Below are 21,638 nucleotides of genomic sequence, written 5' to 3'. Positions count from 1 at the left end.
ATTTATGATTGTTTTTATACTTGTTATCATTCATAATAATATTATTAAAAATAAAGGAGTATTAAAATGAGTAAAAAAACATCACTTAATGAAATCAAACAAAGGTTATCAGACTTTTTAGATGAAATGGAAGCAATGAATCCTGAAGATATGGAAGTATCTGATGTAGATGAATGGATTGCTTTGCTTGATGAACTTGAGAAAAAAGTTCAAGCTATGCATGATTAATGGTGATCATAGATGAATGTTTCAGTAAAAGTAGGACAGAAGTTTCCTTTAACGATCAAACGATTAGGTATTAATGGTGAAGGTATTGGCTATTATAAGAAGAAGATAACATTTGTAGAAGGTTTATTGCCGGGAGAGGTTGGACTTGTCCAAGTTGTAAAAGCGAAACCAAATTTTATCGAAGCGAAAGTAGTCAAAATCCGTGAACGTAGTAAAGAAAGGGTTAAACCTAAATGTAAAGTTTATGATATTTGTGGTGGATGCCAACTGCAACATTTAAATTATGATGCGCAACTTTTATTCAAATCACAAATTGTAAAAGATGCGTTAACTAAATATGCGAAAAATATCCCAACAAAAATTGTAAAACCTACAATCGGTATGGATAATCCTTGGGGATACCGTAATAAAAATCAATTTCCTGTTCAGAAGAAAGGAAATCAACTCATTGCAGGCCTTTATGAAAAAGACAGTCATCAATTAATTGATATTAAAAAATGTCCAGTTCAAGATAAACGTACGATTCAAGTTACGAATGAATTGAGAAATATTTTGACAAATTTACAAGTTAAAGTATGTAGAAATCCAAATAAAGAACAAGGGCTAAGATATATTGTTACGAGAGTAGCAAAGCATAGTCAACAAATACAAGTTACGTTAGTTTGTACGGATGATCAATTGAAGTATAATCAGTCTCTTATTGATCAAATCATGAATTTGTCTTTCGTGGAAAGTTTATCCATCAATATTAATAAAGAGAAGACATCACGAGTACTTGGCAATCAAACGATTCATGTAAGTGGTAAACAACAAATTACAGAAACGCTTGGTCAATACTATTATGATTTATCGCCAGATTCATTTTTCCAATTAAATCCGGAACAAGCTACAAAAATGTACGGTGAAATTGAAGCTCAAGCGAATTTAACAGGTAATGAATCAGTTGTAGATGCATTTTGTGGAACAGGTACAATTGGTATTTGGCTTTCTAAAAATGCGAAAGAAGTAAGAGGTATGGATATCATTAAAGAAGGTATTGATGACGCCAAGAAAAATGCTGAACTCAATAATCGTCATAATGTACACTATGAAGTTGGTGATGCATATAAAGTTATGGATAAATGGATTAAAGAAGGTTTTAAACCAGACGTGATAACAGTTGATCCGCCAAGAACAGGATTAGGTATTAAAGCTGTTGAACTTATTAAATCCGTTCATCCAAAAACATTTGTGTATACAAGTTGTAATCCATCAACTTTAGCTAAAGATTTAGCACACTTATCTAAAAAATACAAAGTCGTAAGCATGCAACCTATTGATATGTTTCCACAAACAGCACAAGTAGAAGTCGTAGCAAAATTAGTTGCAAAATAAGTTTAAAACCTTTCAAAAGTGGTATATAAATATTAGACATACTATGAAAGGAAGAGATTGATATTATGAGTAAAAAAGTAGCAGCAGTTGTAACAGATTTATTCGAGGACGTTGAATTAACAAGTCCACAAAAAGCATTAACTGATGCTGGACATGAAGTTGTTATTATTGGTGAAGAAAAAGGTAAAGAAATCACTGGTAAAAAAGGCGAAAAAGTTACAGTAGAAGTTGGTATTGATGAAGCAAATGCTGCAGATTATGATGCAGTCTTAATTCCTGGCGGATTTTCACCAGATTTATTACGTGGAGATGAACAAGGACGTTTTGGCGAATTTGTTAAACATTTCGTACAAAATGAAAAACCTTCATTTGCAATTTGCCACGGACCTCAATTATTAATTGATACAGATTTATTAAATGGCAGAACTGTTACTAGTTTCTTGTCAGTTAGAAAAGACTTACAAAATGCAGGTGCAAAAGTCGTTGACGAATCTGTAGTCGTTGACAATGGCATCGTCACAAGTCGAACTCCAGACGACTTAGAAGACTTTAACCGTGAATCACTTGCATTGCTTCAATAGATGCTTTGATGAGCCACTCACTTTTATAGTGAGTGGTTTTTTTGTGCAGGCTATTATATAATTTTTTTATAATATGTAAGGAGCGTGGTTTATGGAAAGTAAGTATGATACAAAGTATTTTCAGTCATTAATAGGGCGCGCTGAATTAACCGAAAATATTTTGAAATCAATTCAAAATAAATCAAGTGGAAACGATGGCGAAAACTATTTTAGTGCTATTTTAAATTGTGATACGGATATCGTATATTTGAATGACTTTCAATTTACTTACAATAGTCAAGTTCAAATAGATACAATCGTCATCGATGATTATGCAATATATTTATTCGAGATAAAGAATTATAAAGGCATTTATTATTTAGAAGACACGTTGTTAAAAAATAATTTTGGAAGTACATTTACCTCACCGTTCATACAAATGGAACGAGCTAGAAATGAATTCAATAAACTATGTCACTATTTAGAAATTGGTAAACCCGTCATTTCAAAATTAGTCTTTACCAATCCTTACTTTAACTTCAAAAATAGAAACCTACTAAAAGATCAAGTTATCTTACCCTCAGAATTAGGCTCCATTACCCAACTTTTTAAAAATCAAAATCAATCAGAAAATATAAGAATTAAACAGAAACTATTGTCAGTAAGAAATTCATTTGATGCACAATACAGTAAAGGTGTGACAATACCGTTTGAACAAATCAATCCAGGTATTAAATGCCCTAGATGTAATCGCATGTTCACAGTAAAAAATGAACAAGACAAACAGAAATGTACATGCCAATATTGTGAGTCCGTCATGGATAAAAAGTATCTTTATGAATATAATTTGCAAGAACTGTATTATTTAAAACAAGAGCCATTCACTATCACCGAAGCAGTATGGTGGTTAGGAGGGAATAGTATTACTACAATTCGAAGAGTATGTGAACAAAACTTTAAAAGTATAGGTAAAAGGTATAAGAAATACTATATTTAGAATTAGATGAGTTAGCTAATTACCAGAATTCCGAATAATGGTAGTAAGAGCATTCTAATTACCAGAATTCAGAATAGTGGAAGTTACAGCATTCTAATTACCAGAATTCCGAATAGTGGTAGTAAGAGTATTCTAATTACTAGAATTCGAAATAATGGAAGTTACAGTGTTCTAATTACCAGAATTCAGAATAGTGGAAGTTACAGCGTTCTAATTACCAGAATTCAGAATAGTGGAAGTTCAGAGTTCTAATTAATACAATTTCAAAAAATGTCCCTAACATCCGTTAACAACCTCCATCACAATCTACAAAATTCCACATCTCAGCGCGCTATTTTAAAATTTTTATTGAAAATACTTAAATTTAACCCAACAGAAAAAGCAGTGAAGTTCTTCATAAACTTCACTGCTTCTTTATTTTTATTAGAAGAATCTTCTTATTAGTGTTTTGAGTGGTGGCATTTTTTCGAGTCTGTTTTCTTCTAATGCTGTTCTAATTTCGAATTTTGCATATCCTTTTGCTTCGTCCCATATAATTTTACCTGGTAATGGAGCAGCATCTGGATCTACTTTTACGTTAACAACTACAGGTTTATTCGCATTTTTAGCTTTTTCAAGTGTAGGGGCGATATCTTCTACATCTACGACATTGTAGCCTATACCGCCACAGCTATCTGCAAATTTAGCAAAGTCGATATCGCCTAAATCAATAGCGTATTCTAACTCACCAGCTGCTTGTTGTTCATATTTTATGAATGCTAATTCTTGGTTATTCAGTACGACAACGATAATTGGTAGTTTATATTGTACTGCTGTAACGAAGTCTTGCATAACCATCGCAAATCCTCCGTCACCTGTAATAGCAATTGCTTGCTTATCTGGATTTGCGACTTTACTTGCTATCGCTCCTGGTAATGCACAGCCCATCGTACCTAACCAAGATGACGTGATAAATTTATGGTTGTGACCGAGTTGTAAATATCTTGTACTCCATACTGTTGAAGTTCCGACGTCAACTGAAAATACTGTGTCATCTGTTGAAATTTTTTCTATTTCAGACATTAGTAATTCTGGTCTGATTGGCTTACTGTCATTATTTCTATCTTCTTCTAACCATCTGTTCCATGCTTTCATATTTTCTTGGCATGCTTTTAAGAATTTACGGCCGGTAACTTTTTCAGACGCTTCTGTTAAAGCAGCTAATACATTTTTTGTATCGCCTATTAAGCCGACATCAACATTAAAACGTTTGCCGATATTTGTTTGATTAATATCAATTTGTATACATGGTATATCTTTATCAGGTAAATAATCTACATAAGGATAATTCGTACCAACTAAAATTAATAAATCAGCATCTTTAGACGCTTCAAATGCTGGTTTAGTACCAATTTTACCTAAGTTACCCATGAAATTAGGATGTTTATCCGGTATGATACCTTTTGCTGGTAATGTAATTAAACCAGGTGCATCGATATGATCTAAGAAGTTAAGTAATTCTTCCTTAGCATCTTTAGCACCAACACCAGTTAGGACGACTGGTTTTTCACTTTTATTTATAAGTTCTACAGCTTTTTTAACATCTTCATCTTTAGCGTAAGTTACTGCATTTTCAAATTTATAAGTTTCTCTAGGGACATTGTCTTCAATTTTCTCACCTAGAACATCACTTGGAATCGTTAATACTGCAACGCCTTTTTTAGCATATGCAGTTTTGATAGCTTCATCTACAATTTCATGTACATTTTCAGCTGATTCTAATTGTTTATTATAAACAGCTACATCTTCGAAAAGGGCTGTTAAATTAACTTCTTGGAAGAATTTCGTGCCCAATAATTTCGAATCTGTTTGACCTGCTAAAACGAGCATAGGGACATTATCCATTTTAGCGTCATACATACCATTTAACATATGTATTGCGCCCGGACCACCAATACTTAATGCCACTGCTATCTTGCCTGTTAATTTGGCATAACTACTAGCAGCTAAAGTTGCAACTTCTTCGTGTCTTACATCATAGAATTTAATATTATCTTCTTCTGTTTTAAGTGCATCTACGACTTTATCTATTGAATCACCAGGTATGCCATATACGTGGTCAATTTGCCAATTCTTTAAGACTTGTACGAGTGCTTTGTTTGCTTTAATTTTTGCCATATAAAATTCCTCCTTATCGTTATCTATACCCAAATACGCTAAAAGTTATACTTATAAATAAGACTCAGGACTGATTTTGTTGTTTTTCAGTAAAAAGAAGTGTTTAAATTCATTATTACAAGCTATAATGATGTAAGAAATATGAATAAGGGAGAATACAGATGGGGCTATTTAAGAATAAGAAGAATGAAATACCACAACCTAATTCAGAAGAAGTTCAATATAGAAGATATCAACATTATTATCAAGAACCTGTACAGCCGAGAAAGAGAAAAAGAATTTCAAAGCTATTTGGTCTTGTAACAATACTTATTATACTAGCGATTGTATTTTATTTAGCAGTTATGTATATGTGGTCAAGAACATCTGATGTTGATGATTTAGTAAAAATTGAAGATAAACAATCTTATGTTCAAGTTGAAGATATGCCTGATTATACTAAAAATGCTTTTGTAGCAGTTGAAGATAAACGATTTTATGATCATGATGGAATTGACTTAAGAGGTGTATCACGTGCGCTTGCTGTAAGTTTGAAAAATGGTGAACTAACGCAAGGTGGAAGTACGATTACGCAACAAGTCGTTAAAAACTATTTCTATACGAATGAAACGCAACTCACAAGAAAAGTGAAAGAGATGTTTGTGGCGAAACGTGTTGAAGATAAATATAGTAAGAATGATATTTTGAGTTATTATGTCAATAATATCTATTTTGGTCAAAATAATTATACGATTGAAGAAGCGGCAAATTATTACTTCGGTGCGACAGTCGATAAAAATAATCCAAACCTTCCTCAAGTAACGGTATTACAAAGTGCAATTTTAGCTAGTGTCGTAAATGCACCATCCAATTTTGATATTAATAATATTAGTGATAGTTATATGACACGTATCAAAACAACGCTTGAAAAAATGAAACAACAGAATTATATTACTGAATCAGAGTATACTGAAGCTATAAATGAATTAAATCAATAATAAACACACTGAGTTAAGAGATTAAACTTTTAAACTCAGTGTGTTTTATTGTATCCTATATATATGTGTGGAGGGATGTAAAATGCTTAAAATAACTAAACTTGAAGTACAAAAGAAAAACAAAGAACGTTTAAATTTATTTATTAATAATGAATTTGAAATGGGTATTGATCAAGCAACATACATCTACTTTAATTTAAGAAAAGATTTAGAAATTACAAAAAGTAAGTTACAAGAAATTAAGGACTACGATCAATATAGACAGGCACTTAATCAAGCGATTGTCTATTTATCACATAAAAAGCGTACGAAATATGAAGTGGAAAAATATTTAACAGACAAAGAATATGGCACTGACTTAATTGATAGAGTGATAGAGTATTGTCAATCTAATAAATACATAGACCATAAAGATTATATTGAAAGTTTAAAAAACACCATTTTAAAAACAACGGATAAAGGTCCTGACCATTTTGAAAGAGTAGCTAAAGAAAAAGGTATAGAACAAGATTTAGTATACGAATTCAAAGAAAAGTTTGAAATGGAAATGGCGGAAGATCGCATTCCGAATATCGCAAAAAAGATTATGCAAAAAAAGAAACAACCTCCAAACCGTTTAAAGCAAACGATTGTCCAAACACTTCAACAAAGAGGCTATGCTTTTTCATTAATCAATGAACATCTAACAGATTTGAATATTGAACCGACATCTGATGATGTTGAAAATATTTTGATGAAAGATTTGGAAAAGGTATATAATAAATATCAAAAGAAATATAATGGATATGAACTTAAGTCACATGTTATTCAAGCACTCGTAAGAAAAGGGTATACATTTGAAATGATTAATGACAAATTAGTAGAAAGTGGTATTGTAGATGAATAATGATAAAAAATTTGTTGAAATGACAGAATATGAACTTAAAAACGCAATTGCTGAATATCGCGAAAAGATGAGAAAATCAGAAATGATGGGTATACTAAATGAATATGAAGTATATAAGAGAAAAGCGCTCATAGCAGAAAGTTACCTTGTCGACACTTCAAAAATAGAAGTCGGTAAAGTATATGGCTTAATAGGTGACACACCTAGTTACTTTAAAGTAGAACGCATTAATGGTGTATTTGCTTGGGGATTTAGATTAAAAGGATCAAAAATTGAAGAAGGCATTCCTGTAAGTCTTCTACAACTATAATGGTGGTGCAGAATGACACAGCAAATATTACTGAGAGTTGTTAACGCAACTAAATATTATTATATAAGTAAAGAACAGAATAAATTCAAATCATTATTTAAGTTAAAGCACCTTAATAAAGACATTGTACTTAAAAATGTTACCGTGCATCTTTATAGAGGCGAAGTGCTGGGCATTATCGGCGATGATCAGTCTGGTAAAGAAATGATCAGTAAATTAATGATTAAAGAAGTTGCACCTAATTTAGGTAAAGTAACAAATCATGCACAAACATTTTTAGCGGATGTTAGACATAAAGCTGATGATCATCAAACATTAAATGAAATGATTATTCGTACTTTGAGTTTATCCGGTGTAGAGATTAGAGACATTACGACGATTCAAAGACAAATATTAAGCTTTGCCAAATTATCGGATAAAGCTTCAAAGACGTGCCAAGATATTAATGAAGCAGAATATGCGCAGTTGTTAGTTAGTATAGCCAAATATATGAGACCTACCGTTGCAATTTTTACGAACATCATTCAATACTTAGACGAATCATTTCAGAAGAAGTTCCATGAATTTTTAAATGAACAAAAAGAATACGATCGTGCAGCTGTTGTTATTGATGACCATATACACTCAATTGAGAAAATGAGTAACTATCTTATCTGGCTAACTTATGGTCAAGTTAGAAAAGAAGGTACCGTTAAAGAAGTATTAGGTCATTACCGAGAATATCATAAGAAATATAACCAAATTCAAGATAAAGACCAAAAAGAACTTTACGATCTTAAATGGAAGATGGCTCAACAAGAACTTCCTATAGCGCACGGCGAAGGTTATAAAAGAATGCGTAAATATCAATACGGTAGAGTGCCGAAATCTATTGAGAAAATGATATTTTATGGCTTAACATTTATCTTTGGTGCTACATTAGCAGCGCTATTTATGTTTATAGGTGTGGGTAGCTCGCCTACAGAAAAAGAAGTTACATCAAAACAGGTCATCACAACAAATAGTGAACCAAAATACATAGATAAGTCAGCTTATGTCCTATCGCTGAAACATGATACAGAACTCACACCTTCATCCAAAGGCTCAAAGTTGAAATTACCTCAGTATAGTTTTGTAGATGTAACAGGTGAAAATCAATCTAATTATAGACTTGAAGTAGATGACAAGACTTATATCTCTAAGAAGAATAACTTGTACTTTTTCAATCCGGCAGGACTATATGAAGACGTTGATTGGTCAGATTTAGAAGATTATGTTGATGATAGTTATTTAAATTATATAGATTTTTATAACAGCTTTATGCATAAATCACATAAGAAAGTTTCTGAGACCATTACAGCTGATAAAGCAAACCGATTTAATGAACAAATGGAAGGCCAAAAAGTACATATGGTTTTCGACAGTGATAATCAACTAACTGGTTTTACATTTGATATGAAAAACAAAGCTAAATTAGTTAAGAAATATAATATTTCAAGTGACACTTGGGTAGTTAAATCAAGAGATGGCTTTATGATAGCAGACTTAGCAGAAAACAAATGGATTTTTATTCAATTATAGGAGGTCAATATGAACGAATTATTTGAACAACATATTAAACATTTTCCACATATGCTTAAATATTGCTTCTATGAAGTTAAAACTCATTATAAATATTATGTATCTGCTTTTGCTATCATGTTAGTATTATTGATCTTCACATATTTGAAGTTATGGATTACTGATGCGATAGATGTACAACAATCAACGTCTTATTATAAATTGATTGGCTTTTTCGCTTACATGTGGGTCTTTTTATCACTTTTCAATTCTGAAAAGACAGTCAGAAAGCAAGGAGCACTTTATAATAGATTATCAGTACCGTACTATGTTGGTGCTTCTTCACAAGTATTTTTAACGATGATTATGTTCTTGATTGTTGTAACACTTACTGGTATAGTTTCAACATTTTCGACATCAAATTTAATCGAAATTAATCATTTAGGATTTTTCTATTATTTAGTGATGGCATACATATTACTTGTACCAGTAGCATCTATTATCGGCGTGTTTGGTAAATATGTATATTCTGCAAGGTTTATCGTTTTCGGATTATTGATTGTATTATTATTTGTCGTACCGATATTGTATGTACCTAATAATATGTATGCAGTTTGGGTCAATGTCTTAAAACTCAATCCATTATTCTATATTATTAATGGGTTCCAACAATCAATGGTGTTAGGTAACGCATCCGTTACGAATTTGCCATATCATATTCTGTTCTATTTTGAAGTAGCATTTATCTATTTAGCTTGGATCAATATTAATAAAGCTTATAAAACTGAATACTTTAAATAAAAAAATTAAGGCTGAGATGATTTAATCGTCTCAGCCTTAATTGTATTTCTAAGCTTCAAGTTTTTTCATTAATTTTTCTTCGGTAAATACCCAACCGATATATGAGTTTGTCACTTTCATATCATCATCTAAATGTAGTATAGCTACAAATGGGTAATGACCATTCTTCAAATATCTTAAATCAATAAATCTTAGTTCTGTTGTTTTTTTATCTATTCTTGTAACTTCCCATCGATAAATAGAACTGAAACTTAAGAAAGATCTTAAATTCTCATCATATTTAGCATAAGCCATTATATGGTCATTCGGGAATGCTTGTCTTTTGAATACATCATTAAATGCTACGTTACGACCATAACTACGTCCAACATAATCATGTGTTTCAGTTTGAATGGCAATTCGCCATTCCATAAATCGTATTGTCGGTGCAACAAATATTTTAACAGGATTATCTTCTTGTTGTATTTGTTTTAAAGCTTGGTCTTTTATCGCTTTTTGTAATATGAATCGCACAATATAATAGAATATTAACAAGAAGTATAATGTACCAAAAGCAATGCCAGCATTAACACCGAGTGTCCAGAACAGTATGGCAACTAAGTGTGCTACAAAAATAATGGGGTCAAACGTATTAATAATACTTAATTGAATCCATTTATTAGATATCGGTCTAAGCGCCTGTGTACCATATGAATTAAAAATATCTACAAAAACATGAAAGAATACGGCAAATTGCGTCCATAACCAAATATGCAAGACATCTACTCCTGGAAAGATAACGAATATTAGAAACGTTAATATTAAAGGCCATAATAATGTAAAAGGTATAGAATGAGTGATACCTCTATGGTTTTTAACATATATCGCATTATTTTTTAATTTTAATACTGTATCAATATCAGGTATTTGTGATCCGACCATTATACCAGTTGCCACTGCAGCAAATGTAGGTGTAACATGTGGATCTAATGTTGCAAGACCAGTTAACGCAACACCCATAACAACGTGTGTACCAGTATCCATAAAAATCACCACTTTACTTTAATCTATATGATATATATTATATAGCATATGCATAGTAATCTGAAAGCAATTCACAAGAAAGTAGTGTCATAAATGATAGAAACGAAACAATTTAAAGACGATTTGCTTAATTGGTTTCATAAAAATAAACGACAAATGCCGTGGAGAGAAACATCAAATCCATATTATATTTGGTTAAGTGAAGTAATGTTGCAACAAACACAGGTTAATACTGTTCGACCATATTACAAAGCATTTATTGAGCGTTTTCCAACTATAGAAAGTTTGAGTGAAGCAAACGAAGAAGATGTACTTAAATATTGGGAGGGTTTAGGTTATTATTCTAGGGTTAGAAATTTTCAAGAAGCGGTTAAAGAAGTTCACCACAGTTATAACGGAGTAGTACCAGATAACCCTGATGATTTTAAAAAGTTAAAAGGTGTTGGCCCATATACAAATGCAGCAGTTATGAGTATCGTGCATAATCATCCGATACCAGCAGTTGATGGCAATGTGTTAAGAGTGTGGAGTAGATTGACTGGTAATGACAGTGATATAGCTGCACCGAAGACGAAAAAATTATATGAAGATGAATTACAGCCATTTGTAGAAGAACATTCTGGAGATTTTAATCAAGCAATGATGGAATTAGGAGCAACCATTTGTACACCTAAAAAGACTTTGTGTATTATGTGCCCTGTTCAAAAATATTGTTATGCATTTGCTAATGGTACAGTGGATGAATTACCGGTTAAAAAGAAAAAAATAAAGAAAAAGACAATTGATTTTAACGTATTATATATCACGAATCGTTCTGGAGAAATATTAGTACGCCAAAGAGATACGAAATTATTAAATGGCATGTGGGAGTTTCCAATGTTTGAGGCTGATGAAAGTATACACAGCATTGAAGAAACTTTAGATGCAGTTATAGATATTGATCAAACACCTGAATATACAACTAAGCATGTTTTTACACATATGACATGGAATATGAATGTATACCGTGCGCATACTCAAAAAAGTGATTTTGATTACCCATATAAATGGATTAAAAAAGAAGAAAAAGAACAGTTATCATTTTCAACATCTATGAGTAAGATTTTTAATCAACTCAATGGATAATGATAAGAAACATAATTTTAGCTTATTTATTTAAATATGATATAATAACTTGGTAAATATTTAAAAGGTGGTGTGGAACATGGTCAAAGAATCCATACCAAAAGAAGGCCAAGTAATTAAAATACAAAGTTATAAACATGATGGTAATATACATCGTGTGTGGTCTGAAACAACAATTCTTAAAGGTACGAGTCATGTTATTATCGGTGGGAATAATCGTACACTCGTAACAGAAAGTGATGGTAGAACTTGGGTAACAAGGGAACCAGCGATTGTTTATTTCCATTCAGAATATTGGTTTAACGTCATTTGTATGTTCCGCGAAGACGGTGTTTATTATTATTGTAATTTATCATCACCATTTGTTTGTGATGAAGAAGCGATTAAATATATCGATTATGATTTAGACATTAAAGTTTATCCAAGCGGCAAATATCATTTGTTGGATGAAGATGAGTATAAACAACATATGAAACAAATGAATTATCCTAAAGACATTGATGTAATACTTAGAAGAAATGTTGATATTCTACAACAATGGATTGAACGCAAGAAAGGACCATTTGCGCCAGACTTTATTAAAGTTTGGCAAGAAAGATTTCATTCAATTGATAGACGTAATTCTTGAGAATGAAAATATCACAGCCTAGCTAAAGCTAGGCTGTTTCGTTTGGACTAAGATTGGGGGAACAATAATGATTAAAAGGTATTTACAATTTGTAAAACCATACAAGTGGCATATTGTAGGTACGATTATCATTGGAATTTTAAAATTTGGTATCCCGTTATTACTTCCATTACTGATTAAATATGTAATCGATGATGTCATTAATAATGGTGCACTATCAATTGGACAAAAAACAGAAAAATTAACATATGCAATGTTAATTATGGGATTCATATTTGTTGTACTAAGACCACCTATAGAATACTTCAGACAATATTTAGCACAATGGACATCTAATAAAATTCTGTATGATATTCGTAAAAAATTATACACACATTTACAGGCATTAAGCTCAAGATTTTATGCTAATAATAAAGCAGGGGAAGTTATATCGAGAGTGATCAATGACGTTGAACAAACTAAAGACTTTATCCTTACAGGACTTATGAACGTTTGGTTAGATTTAGTGACTATCGTCATCGCATTAAGTATTATGTTTGTTCTAGATATTAAATTAACATTTACGGCAATTGCGATTTTCCCAGTATTTATATTTAGTATTTATTACTTCTTCGGAAAATTACGTAGTTTAACGAGAAGAAGATCGCAAAGTTTAGCAGAACTTCAAGGATTTCTTCATGAACGTGTTTCAGGGATGTCTGTTATAAAAAGTTTTGCTATAGAAAAAAATGAAGAAAAACGATTTGATAAAAGGAACCAAAACTTCTTAACTAAAGCAACTGATCATACGAAATGGAATGCCAAATCATTTGCAGTTATTAATACAGTTACAGATATTGGTCCATTATTAGTAGTAGGTATCGGTGGTTTTCTTGTTATTCAAGGGAATTTAACTGTTGGGACATTAGCAGCATTTGTAGCATATCTTGAACAGTTATACGGACCTTTAAGAAGATTGGTTTCATCATCTACAACTTTAACGCAAAGTATCGCTTCAATGGACAGAGTATTTCATTTGTTTGATGAAAAATATGATGTCAAAAATGAAGATGACGCACAAGACATTGTCATTAAAGAAGGGCACATTACGTTTGATGACGTATCATTTAAATATAATGATTATGAAGATGAAGTGCTCAAACATATTAACTTAGATATTAATAAAGGTGAAACCGTCGCATTTGTAGGTATGAGTGGTGGCGGTAAATCGACACTTATTAGTTTACTGCCAAGATTCTATGATGTGACGAAAGGTAGCATCAGTATTGATAATCATAACGTTAAAGATTTCACAACCGAAAGCCTCAGAAATCAAGTTGGTATGGTTGAACAAGATAATATTTTATTCTCTGATTCTATTAAAGAAAATATTTTATTAGGTAAACCAGATGCATCTGATGAAGAAGTTATAGAGGCTAGTAAAAAAGCAAATGCACATGACTTTATTATGTCATTGCCAAATGGTTATGATACAGAGGTCGGCGAACGTGGTGTGAAATTATCAGGTGGACAAAAACAAAGAGTTTCTATTGCAAGAATATTCTTGAATAACCCTCCTGTATTAGTACTTGATGAAGCGACGAGTGCACTTGATTTAGAAAGTGAAAAAATTATTCAAGATGCACTTGAAATATTAAGTACTGAAAGAACGACTTTAATCGTTGCACATAGATTATCAACGATTACACATGCGGATAAAATAGTTGTTATTCAAAATGGACAAATTGAAGAAGTTGGTTCACACAAAGAATTAATGGCAGCACAAGGTAGTTATTACAACTTATATAATATTCAATCGTTCGGGTAAAATTACAACACCCCCTCATTCTATGCTATTATTAATTTAATAGAGATAGACTGAGGGGGAATTTTTATGACTTTTTTAAGCATACTACAATTGATTGTGAATATTTTATTCTTTGTCATCATTATTGGTGGTATTATTGCCTGTATTTCTTTGTATGTTATAGATAAAAGGCAAAAGCATCATAGTGTATTAAGAAATTACCCTGTACTTGGTAGAGTGAGATACTTTTTAGAAAGTATAGGACCAGAACTTAGACAGTACTTAATATTAAATGACAATGCTGGAAAACCATTTTCAAGAAAGCAATATTTAAATATCGTCATGCCAGGTAAATATAAAAATAGAATCGAAAGCTTTGGGTCGTTGAGAAAATTTGAAGAGCCAGGATTTTATTTACAAAATACAATGTTTCCAGTAGACCATGACGAATTAGAAATTAACCAAGATGAACAAATGTCTACTTTCATTTATGAAATTTCTAATGAAGGACTTTTTGATCGTAAAGAAGAACAAAAACAAAAAGATGTTGATCCATATAAATTAACAACAGACAACCAAATTATTATAGGTGGTGACTTAAAACATCCATTTATCGTTAATAGATTGGTTGGACAATCAGGAATGAGTTATGGTGCACTAGGTAAAAATGCGATTACTGCATTGTCAAAAGGATTAGGCAGAAGCGGTTCATGGATGAATACAGGAGAAGGAGGATTAAGTGATCATCATTTAAGTGGAGAATGTGATATCATCTTTCAAATAGGACCAGGTTTATTTGGTGTTCGAGATAAAGAAGGTAATTTCGATGAGAAAGAATTTATTGAAAAAGCCAATATGAAACAAGTTAAGGCATTTGAATTAAAGTTAGCGCAAGGTGCCAAAACGAGAGGTGGACATATTGAAGGAGCAAAAGTAACAGAAGAAATTGCTGAAATTAGAAATGTAACGCCTTTTGAAACAGTTAACTCACCTAATAGATTTGAGTTTCTTCATAATAATAAAGAGTTGTTACAATTTGTTCAGAAGTTAAGAGAACTATCTGACAAACCAGTTGGCATAAAAATAGTTGTCGGAAACATAAATGATTTAAAGAAATTAATACATGAAATGGTATCATCAAACATTATTCCTGATTTTATTACTGTCGATGGTGGAGAAGGTGGAACAGGTGCGACTTATCAAGAACTTGTAGATACTGTTGGTTTGCCATTATTTTCTGCATTACCAATATTAGATGTAGAACTTAAAAAATTTAAAATAAGAGATAAAGTGAAAGTATTTGCATCTGGAAAACTTATCACGCCTGATCAAATTGCTATTGCTTTAGCGTTAGGTGCAGATCTCGTTAATGTAGCAAGAAGTTTAATGATTAATGTAGGTTGTATTATGGCTCAACAATGTCATACAAATAATTGCCCAGTAGGTGTAGCTACTACAGATCCAAAAAAGGAATCTGCTTTAGTTGTATCAGAAAAAGAATACAGAGTTTCAAATTATATTGTGAGTTTACATGAAGGGTTATTTAATTTAGCAGCAGCAGTAGGTGTGAGAAGTCCTAACCAAATAAATGAAAACCATTTATTATATAGAAGTGCTAATGGAAATGTCATGAATGTTAATCAATATAAAAAATCAATATATAAAGAGAATTAAAAAAAGACCTGAACAGTTATCTGTTCAGGTCTTTTTTTATAAATCAAAATCTTCATCTTCAATTTGAATGTCGCTATCTTCTGGATGGTATTTGAAATAACTAGAAGATAATTTGTCTAAATGTAAAATAGTCGCTTTATAATCTAACATAGCTGAAATAACTTGCATGACGTTCTCAATATAGTAATCTTCTTGATCAGGATTTTCCATAATATCTTTAATGAATATTTCCATTAAATCTTCTTTATAAGGTTCTACTAAATAATCTGGAACTTGATCAATTTCGTGTTTAGCTTTTTGTGATATCCTTACTAATATTTGTTCATGCTGCGCCATCAGTTCATCCAGTTCAAACTTCATTTGTACTTTGAGATCATCATTTAAGTTATGAATATCGTTTTCGTAACGATTCATTTTTCTTAAAACTTCGTATGCTCTACGTGTTGATGCAATAATCTCTTTGAAAAGAATCTTCTTACGCATTTGACTAAAAGCTTGTTTCTTTGTGTAGGCTCTTTCTTCTTTATAATATAAATAAAATTGTTCAAGCTTTACGATACGTGTTCTGATTGTTTCTAAATCTTGCTTTACGTAGTGAAATTCAGTTGTACCATTTAACACTAATCTAAACCATTTAAAGATATCTGTAGAAATATTAAGTGAGTTATAATACATTTTAGTTTCGAATTTCGGTGGTAAAAACGTAAAGTTAACAAGGAAAGCACTTAATACACCAATCATAACTAAGACGAAACGATAGAATGCAGAGATATAGAAATCTCCTTCATGATGTCCAAGTATGATTAAAGCTGTAACAACTGCTAAGTTAGAAACATGTTGTAGATTAAATTTGTAAAGTATTGAAATAATGATAATCGCTGTTAAACCGATAAATACAACATTGTTACCAAATATAGAGAATATGGTAACAGCTGTAATCGCACCAATCACATTACCTTGAAATTGTTCTACAATCGTTTTGAACGAACGATAGACACTTGGTTGCATGGCGACCATTGCAGCAACACCAGCTATTGATGTTATCATTGCTGGTCCTGGCAGTAAATTAGCTATAAATATTGCTAGGACAATCGCGATACCAGTTTTAAATATTCTTGCCCCAAATTTCATAAAACCATTCCTTTTTGTTTTTAAAACAGGGTTGTAACAAATATCACAAGCCTAGTATATATTGGTTATACAACGTTTTGGCTAACTTTTCAAGTTTATAATTGAGAGAAAGCGTAATCAACTGCATTTAATGTTTGATTTATGTCTTCTTCAGTATGTTCAGTCGTTAAGAACCATGCTTCATATTTAGAAGGTGCTAAATTAATACCTTGATTTAACATTAACTTAAAGAATTTTGCGAACTGTTCGCCGTCAGTATTTTCAGCTTGAACATAATTTTCAACTTTTTCGTCTGTAAAGTAAAGTGTTAAAGCACCTTTGATTCGATTAACTGTTGCTTTAACGTTATGTTTTTTAATTAATTCCAATAAACCTTCTTCTAATTGTTGACCTAATTGATCCAATTGATCGTAAACACCAGGTTGTTCCAATATTTCCAACAAAGCAATTCCAGCTCTCATAGAAAGTGGGTTACCCGCCATTGTACCTGCTTGGTATGCTGGACCAAGTGGCGCAACATGTTCCATGATTTCTTGACGTCCGCCGTATGCACCGATTGGTAAGCCGCCACCAATAACTTTACCAAATGCAGTTAAGTCAGGATAAACGCCTAATAAATCTTGTGCAGCTCCGTAATGGAATCTAAATGCTGTAATAACTTCATCATAAATCACTAAACCACCGTATTGATGTGTTACTTCATTTACAGCTTCTAAAAAGCCTTCTTTAGGTTCAACCATACCAAAGTTTCCAACGATTGGTTCTACTAAAACACCAGCAACTTGATCGCCCCAATGTTCCATAGCTTCTTTAAATGAATCTATATCATTAAACGGAACTGTAATAACTTCTTGCGCTACACTTTTCGGTACACCAGCAGAATCAGGTGTGCCAAGTTGAGATGGACCACTTCCTGCAGCAACAAGCACTAAGTCAGAATGTCCGTGATAACATCCAGCGAATTTAATGATTTTATCTCGCTTAGTATATGCACGTGCAACTCTAATAGTTGTCATAACAGCTTCAGTACCTGAGTTTACAAATCTGATTTTTTCTAATGATGGAATAGCGTTACGTAGTTTTTTAGCAAACGTAATTTCATATTCAGTAGGTGTACCGAATAATACACCATCTTCAGCTGCAGCTTTAATGGCTTCCGTTATATGTGGATGTGCATGTCCAGCTATGATTGGTCCATATGCTTGTAGATAGTCTATATATTTATTGCCATCAACATCGTAAAAATACGCACCTTTACCTTTTTGCATAACTACAGGGGCGCCACCACCTACAGCTTTATATGAACGAGATGGTGAATTGACACCACCAAGAATATATTCATTTGAAAGTGTTTGTAAGTACTCACTTTTTGTAAATTCCATATTATCAACCTCTTTTAATTTAATTATTTTCATTTATATCGTATCATAAAATTAAACATCTATCGTTTATAAGGAGTGTAAAATATGATACAAATTGGTGAAAAATTTCCGGATTTCAAGTTGAAAAATCAAAATGGTGAATTAATTAGTAATGAGGACTTAAAGGGATCTAAAGTCGTTGTTTATTTTTACCCTAGAGATAATACACCGACATGTACGACAGAAGCATGTGATTTTAGAGATAATTTAGAAGATTTTAATGAATTAAATACGAAAGTTTATGGTATTAGTGGAGATAGTGAAAAGAAACATGCTAATTTTTCTAATAAACATAATTTGAATTTTGATTTACTAGTAGATGAAGATTATAAGCTTTCTGAAGAAGTAGGCGTATATCAATTGAAGAAATCATTTGGTAAAGAATCAATGGGGATCGTTAGAACGACTTTTGTGTTAGATGAAGAAGGTACTGTCATACATAAAATTGACAAAGTAAAAGTTAAAACTCAAATTGAAGACTTAAAAAACTTTATAAAGGAATGATATAAATGAAAGTCGTTACTTTAATGAGGCTAAAAGAACAAGAAGAGAGACTAAAAGAAACATTTCCTAATGTAGATTTTAAATTTTATAAACATCCGAATGAAGCACGTGATGAAGATTTAGAAGATGTTGATGTATTAGTTAGTTATCATGGAGAAGTGAATCCTTCATTTTTAGATAAATGTAAGAATATCAAACTAATCGCATGGTTTGCTACAGGGGTGAATCAATTACCTCTAGGTTACATTCAAGATAGAGGAATTAAATTGACTAATGCAAGAGGGGTACATGCCATTCAAATCGCTGAATTTATTTTTGCATATATTCTAAATGATATTAAACTATTTAGTACTTCATATGAGTCTCAAAAGAAACGTGAATTTAATCATAAGCTTAAACCTGATTCAATAAATGAAAAGACTATTCTATTTTTAGGTACAGGCAAGATTCCGCAAAGAACTGCTGAAGTTGCTAAATCATTTAATATGAAGGTTATTGGTATAAATACAACTGGACATGATGTTCCTGGGTTTGATGAAGTTTATTCTATAGAAGAAAGATGTCATGTATATCATAAAGCTGACTTTGTTGTGAATGTATTACCTGAAACAGAAGATACGATACATTTATTACAGAAAGAAGACTTTAAACTTATGAATGAAGATACACATTTTATAAATGTAGGTAGAGGTACTGTCGTATCAGAAAGTGTCTTATATGAAGCCTTGGATAATAAAGAAATTAGATATGCATCTTTAGATGTATTTGAAGAGGAACCATTACCTGAAAACTCTAGACTATATGATTTAGATAATGTGTTTATCACAGCTCATATTACAGGTAATGATCTTAACAATTTAAAGAGAAGTACAGATATTCTAATTGAAAATCTTAAACATATTGAAAATGATGAACTAGATAAGTTAATAAACATTGTTAACTCAGAAGCGGGATACTGATTAATTGTTTGACAAAATGCTACTAAAAGGGATATATTATAAATAATAATCATTATAAATTAGAAGGTGGGTGTAAGGATGCAACAAAATATTGAGAATGTTGAACATATGTTAGACGATGCAATTGGTACTTTAAGAAGTACTGGTGTTAGAATTACACCACAACGTCAATCGATACTTCAATATTTAATCGAAACAGATAGTCATCCTACTGCTGATGAAATTTATCAGTCACTTTCACCACAATTTCCAAATATGAGTGTTGCTACAGTTTATAATAACTTAAAAGTTTTTAAAGAAACTGGGCTTGTTAAAGAATTAACATACGGTGACGCATCAAGTCGTTTTGATTTTGAAACACATAATCACTATCATATTATCTGTGATCAATGTGGTAAGATATCTGATTTTCATTATCCACGATTAGATGAAGTAGAACAATTGGCACAACATGTCACTAGTTTTTCAGTAACGCACCACAGAATGGAAATATATGGTGTTTGTCCAGAATGTCAAAACAAGAATAAATAAAACAAAAAGCTAAAGGCGGATGCCTTTAGCTTTTTTTCTTTTCTTCAGTATGTTCTTCAGTTTGCTGCTCTTCTAGTTTCTTAGATTTGCGCTTATTATTATAATCTTGATTAAAGGCTTTACCCTCTAAATTCTTATCTAATGTAAGAGGTTGATTACAATTAGCACAAATATCTGCTCGTCCTAACATTTTTGTATAATGATCACAGTTTGGACATTGCACTTGTATAGTCCGAGAACTCAACATGCCAATCCAAAAGTAAACTATAAATGAAAGACCAAGAGCTAACATTCCTAATACTAAGAATATACTAAATACAATTTGGCTCTTAAAATAGTAAAAGAAGAATACACCTATGTACATAACAATCATACCTAAGAAGATTAATCCTAATGCAAAAGATCTAATTCTATTTATTTTACTAGTAGGTTTTTTGCGAAATAGCTTCAAATCTATTCCCTCCATACTTATTAATACTGATAAAGTATAGCATAATTTCTATTAAAATATATAGTCCCTAATAAAGCGAAATAATACACAATTTTGTTTATATAAATCGTTGACGTATAGTATATATCTTGATATTATATAAAAGTCGTCAAAACAGACAGACATCGCAAAATAAAACGATTGTTAAAAAGGTTAATAAAGTGTAAATTTAACGCTTGAAATTAACTAAATAACAATGTAATATAAATTATGCAAGTTGATTGAAACGGAAACGACCACTTGAAAAGCTGAGTCAAACCGGACAAAACAAATTATTATTTTTTAAAAATAATACTTGACTTGATATTTAATAACTAGTATAATTATTTCTTGTAGTGATTAAAATGAACATTGAAAACTGAATGACAATATGTCAACGTTAATTCCAATAATTGAGTACTGAAAGTACTTCAGAGTGATTGGTTTAACCAATTAAAAATGAGCTTATCAAGCTTACTTCTTTTATGGAGAGTTTGATCCTGGCTCAGGATGAACGCTGGCGGCGTGCCTAATACATGCAAGTCGAGCGAACAGATG

21 protein-coding genes and 1 rRNA gene are annotated in these 21,638 nt (G+C 31.6%); 17 read left to right on the top strand and 5 right to left on the bottom strand.

The window, feature by feature from the left end:
- Nucleotides 1-66 precede the first annotated feature (66 nt).
- From LQ622_RS11085 to LQ622_RS11070, 4 genes are all read left to right on the top strand, one after another.
- Nucleotides 67-228, top strand: a complete 162-nt coding sequence (locus tag LQ622_RS11085) for an SE1561 family protein (protein ID WP_049320382.1) — start codon at nucleotides 67-69, stop codon at nucleotides 226-228.
- Between the two features lie 12 nt (nucleotides 229-240).
- Nucleotides 241-1,602, top strand: a complete 1,362-nt coding sequence (gene rlmD / locus LQ622_RS11080) for a 23S rRNA (uracil(1939)-C(5))-methyltransferase RlmD (RefSeq protein ID WP_159315345.1) — start codon at nucleotides 241-243, stop codon at nucleotides 1,600-1,602.
- Nucleotides 1,603-1,667: 65 nt separating this feature from the next.
- Nucleotides 1,668-2,183 (top strand): type 1 glutamine amidotransferase domain-containing protein, encoded by a 516-nt coding sequence (locus tag LQ622_RS11075; RefSeq protein ID WP_025905630.1) that lies wholly within the window; start codon nucleotides 1,668-1,670, stop codon nucleotides 2,181-2,183.
- A gap of 91 nt (nucleotides 2,184-2,274) precedes the next feature.
- Nucleotides 2,275-3,159, top strand: a complete 885-nt coding sequence (locus tag LQ622_RS11070) for a nuclease-related domain-containing protein (RefSeq protein ID WP_204188922.1) — start codon at nucleotides 2,275-2,277, stop codon at nucleotides 3,157-3,159.
- Nucleotides 3,160-3,582: 423 nt separating this feature from the next.
- Here the strand turns inward: LQ622_RS11070 and LQ622_RS11065 are convergent, their stop codons facing one another.
- The gene (locus LQ622_RS11065) at nucleotides 3,583-5,316 is read right to left on the bottom strand and encodes a pyruvate oxidase (protein ID WP_239762578.1); all 1,734 of its coding nucleotides are present in this window, start codon (nucleotides 5,314-5,316) and stop codon (nucleotides 3,583-3,585) included.
- A gap of 161 nt (nucleotides 5,317-5,477) precedes the next feature.
- Here LQ622_RS11065 and sgtB point away from each other — a divergent pair, with 161 nt between their 5' ends.
- The 5 genes from sgtB to LQ622_RS11040 all read left to right on the top strand — a co-directional run bounded on the left by sgtB (nucleotide 5,478) and on the right by LQ622_RS11040 (nucleotide 9,829).
- Nucleotides 5,478-6,293 carry a monofunctional peptidoglycan glycosyltransferase SgtB gene (gene sgtB / locus LQ622_RS11060; RefSeq protein ID WP_025905627.1) on the top strand — a complete coding sequence of 272 codons (816 nt, stop codon included), beginning with the start codon at nucleotides 5,478-5,480 and terminating at the stop codon, nucleotides 6,291-6,293.
- A gap of 82 nt (nucleotides 6,294-6,375) precedes the next feature.
- The gene (recX, locus tag LQ622_RS11055; protein ID WP_159315343.1) at nucleotides 6,376-7,179 is read left to right on the top strand and encodes a recombination regulator RecX; all 804 of its coding nucleotides are present in this window, start codon (nucleotides 6,376-6,378) and stop codon (nucleotides 7,177-7,179) included.
- Entirely contained in the window at nucleotides 7,172-7,489 is a 318-nt protein-coding gene (locus tag LQ622_RS11050; protein ID WP_025905625.1) for a YfhH family protein, read from the top strand. Before recX ends, LQ622_RS11050 begins: the two co-directional genes overlap by 8 nt.
- Nucleotides 7,490-7,501: 12 nt before the next feature.
- Nucleotides 7,502-9,049 (top strand): ABC transporter ATP-binding protein, encoded by a 1,548-nt coding sequence (locus LQ622_RS11045; protein WP_025905624.1) that lies wholly within the window; start codon nucleotides 7,502-7,504, stop codon nucleotides 9,047-9,049.
- A 9-nt stretch (nucleotides 9,050-9,058) separates the two neighbouring features.
- Nucleotides 9,059-9,829, top strand: a complete 771-nt coding sequence (locus tag LQ622_RS11040; protein ID WP_058611102.1) for an ABC transporter permease — start codon at nucleotides 9,059-9,061, stop codon at nucleotides 9,827-9,829.
- 48 nt (nucleotides 9,830-9,877) lie between these two features.
- Here the strand turns inward: LQ622_RS11040 and LQ622_RS11035 are convergent, their stop codons facing one another.
- Nucleotides 9,878-10,852 (bottom strand): metal-dependent hydrolase, encoded by a 975-nt coding sequence (locus tag LQ622_RS11035; RefSeq protein WP_025907185.1) that lies wholly within the window; start codon nucleotides 10,850-10,852, stop codon nucleotides 9,878-9,880.
- 93 nt (nucleotides 10,853-10,945) lie between these two features.
- Here LQ622_RS11035 and mutY point away from each other — a divergent pair, with 93 nt between their 5' ends.
- The 4 genes from mutY to LQ622_RS11015 all read left to right on the top strand — a co-directional run bounded on the left by mutY (nucleotide 10,946) and on the right by LQ622_RS11015 (nucleotide 16,065).
- The gene (gene mutY, locus LQ622_RS11030; RefSeq protein ID WP_204188924.1) at nucleotides 10,946-11,977 is read left to right on the top strand and encodes an A/G-specific adenine glycosylase; all 1,032 of its coding nucleotides are present in this window, start codon (nucleotides 10,946-10,948) and stop codon (nucleotides 11,975-11,977) included.
- Nucleotides 11,978-12,056: 79 nt separating this feature from the next.
- Nucleotides 12,057-12,605 (top strand): nucleoside tri-diphosphate phosphatase, encoded by a 549-nt coding sequence (gene ntdP, locus LQ622_RS11025; RefSeq protein ID WP_025907189.1) that lies wholly within the window; start codon nucleotides 12,057-12,059, stop codon nucleotides 12,603-12,605.
- 67 nt (nucleotides 12,606-12,672) lie between these two features.
- On the top strand, nucleotides 12,673-14,412 hold the full coding sequence (locus tag LQ622_RS11020; RefSeq protein ID WP_037590537.1) for an ABC transporter ATP-binding protein: 1,740 nt from the start codon (nucleotides 12,673-12,675) through the stop codon (nucleotides 14,410-14,412).
- A 66-nt stretch (nucleotides 14,413-14,478) separates the two neighbouring features.
- Entirely contained in the window at nucleotides 14,479-16,065 is a 1,587-nt protein-coding gene (locus tag LQ622_RS11015) for an FMN-binding glutamate synthase family protein (RefSeq protein WP_239762580.1), read from the top strand.
- 36 nt (nucleotides 16,066-16,101) lie between these two features.
- Here the strand turns inward: LQ622_RS11015 and LQ622_RS11010 are convergent, their stop codons facing one another.
- Both LQ622_RS11010 and LQ622_RS11005 read right to left on the bottom strand, forming a co-directional pair.
- A complete protein-coding gene (locus LQ622_RS11010; RefSeq protein WP_037590539.1) occupies nucleotides 16,102-17,196 on the bottom strand; it encodes an FUSC family protein in 1,095 nt (364 codons plus the stop codon).
- A 95-nt stretch (nucleotides 17,197-17,291) separates the two neighbouring features.
- Nucleotides 17,292-18,578 carry a glutamate-1-semialdehyde 2,1-aminomutase gene (locus LQ622_RS11005; protein ID WP_037590540.1) on the bottom strand — a complete coding sequence of 429 codons (1,287 nt, stop codon included), beginning with the start codon at nucleotides 18,576-18,578 and terminating at the stop codon, nucleotides 17,292-17,294.
- 84 nt (nucleotides 18,579-18,662) lie between these two features.
- On the opposite strand from LQ622_RS11005, the gene bcp reads away from it, so the two are divergent.
- From bcp to perR, 3 genes are all read left to right on the top strand, one after another.
- Entirely contained in the window at nucleotides 18,663-19,121 is a 459-nt protein-coding gene (bcp, locus tag LQ622_RS11000) for a thioredoxin-dependent thiol peroxidase (RefSeq protein WP_037590541.1), read from the top strand.
- Between the two features lie 5 nt (nucleotides 19,122-19,126).
- Nucleotides 19,127-20,080: a phosphoglycerate dehydrogenase gene (locus LQ622_RS10995; protein ID WP_239762582.1), complete on the top strand. Its 954-nt coding sequence runs from the start codon at nucleotides 19,127-19,129 to the stop codon at nucleotides 20,078-20,080.
- Between the two features lie 78 nt (nucleotides 20,081-20,158).
- Nucleotides 20,159-20,611, top strand: coding sequence for a peroxide-responsive transcriptional repressor PerR (gene perR / locus LQ622_RS10990; RefSeq protein ID WP_025907200.1), 453 nt, complete (start codon nucleotides 20,159-20,161; stop codon nucleotides 20,609-20,611).
- A gap of 25 nt (nucleotides 20,612-20,636) precedes the next feature.
- Here perR and LQ622_RS10985 read toward each other — a convergent pair whose 3' ends face one another.
- The gene (locus LQ622_RS10985; RefSeq protein ID WP_037590543.1) at nucleotides 20,637-21,077 is read right to left on the bottom strand and encodes a YgzB family protein; all 441 of its coding nucleotides are present in this window, start codon (nucleotides 21,075-21,077) and stop codon (nucleotides 20,637-20,639) included.
- 485 nt (nucleotides 21,078-21,562) lie between these two features.
- Between LQ622_RS10985 and LQ622_RS10980 the strand changes: the two genes are divergently transcribed.
- A 16S ribosomal RNA gene (locus tag LQ622_RS10980) occupies nucleotides 21,563-21,638 on the top strand; the annotation flags it as partial.

Origin of the sequence: Mammaliicoccus sp. N-M50 (assembly GCF_022386995.1) — a bacterium.
GTDB lineage: Bacteria > Bacillota > Bacilli > Staphylococcales > Staphylococcaceae > Mammaliicoccus > Mammaliicoccus sciuri_A.
The sequence above is the reverse complement of the archived record's forward strand: the minus strand, read 5'-3'. Positions and strand labels throughout refer to the sequence as shown.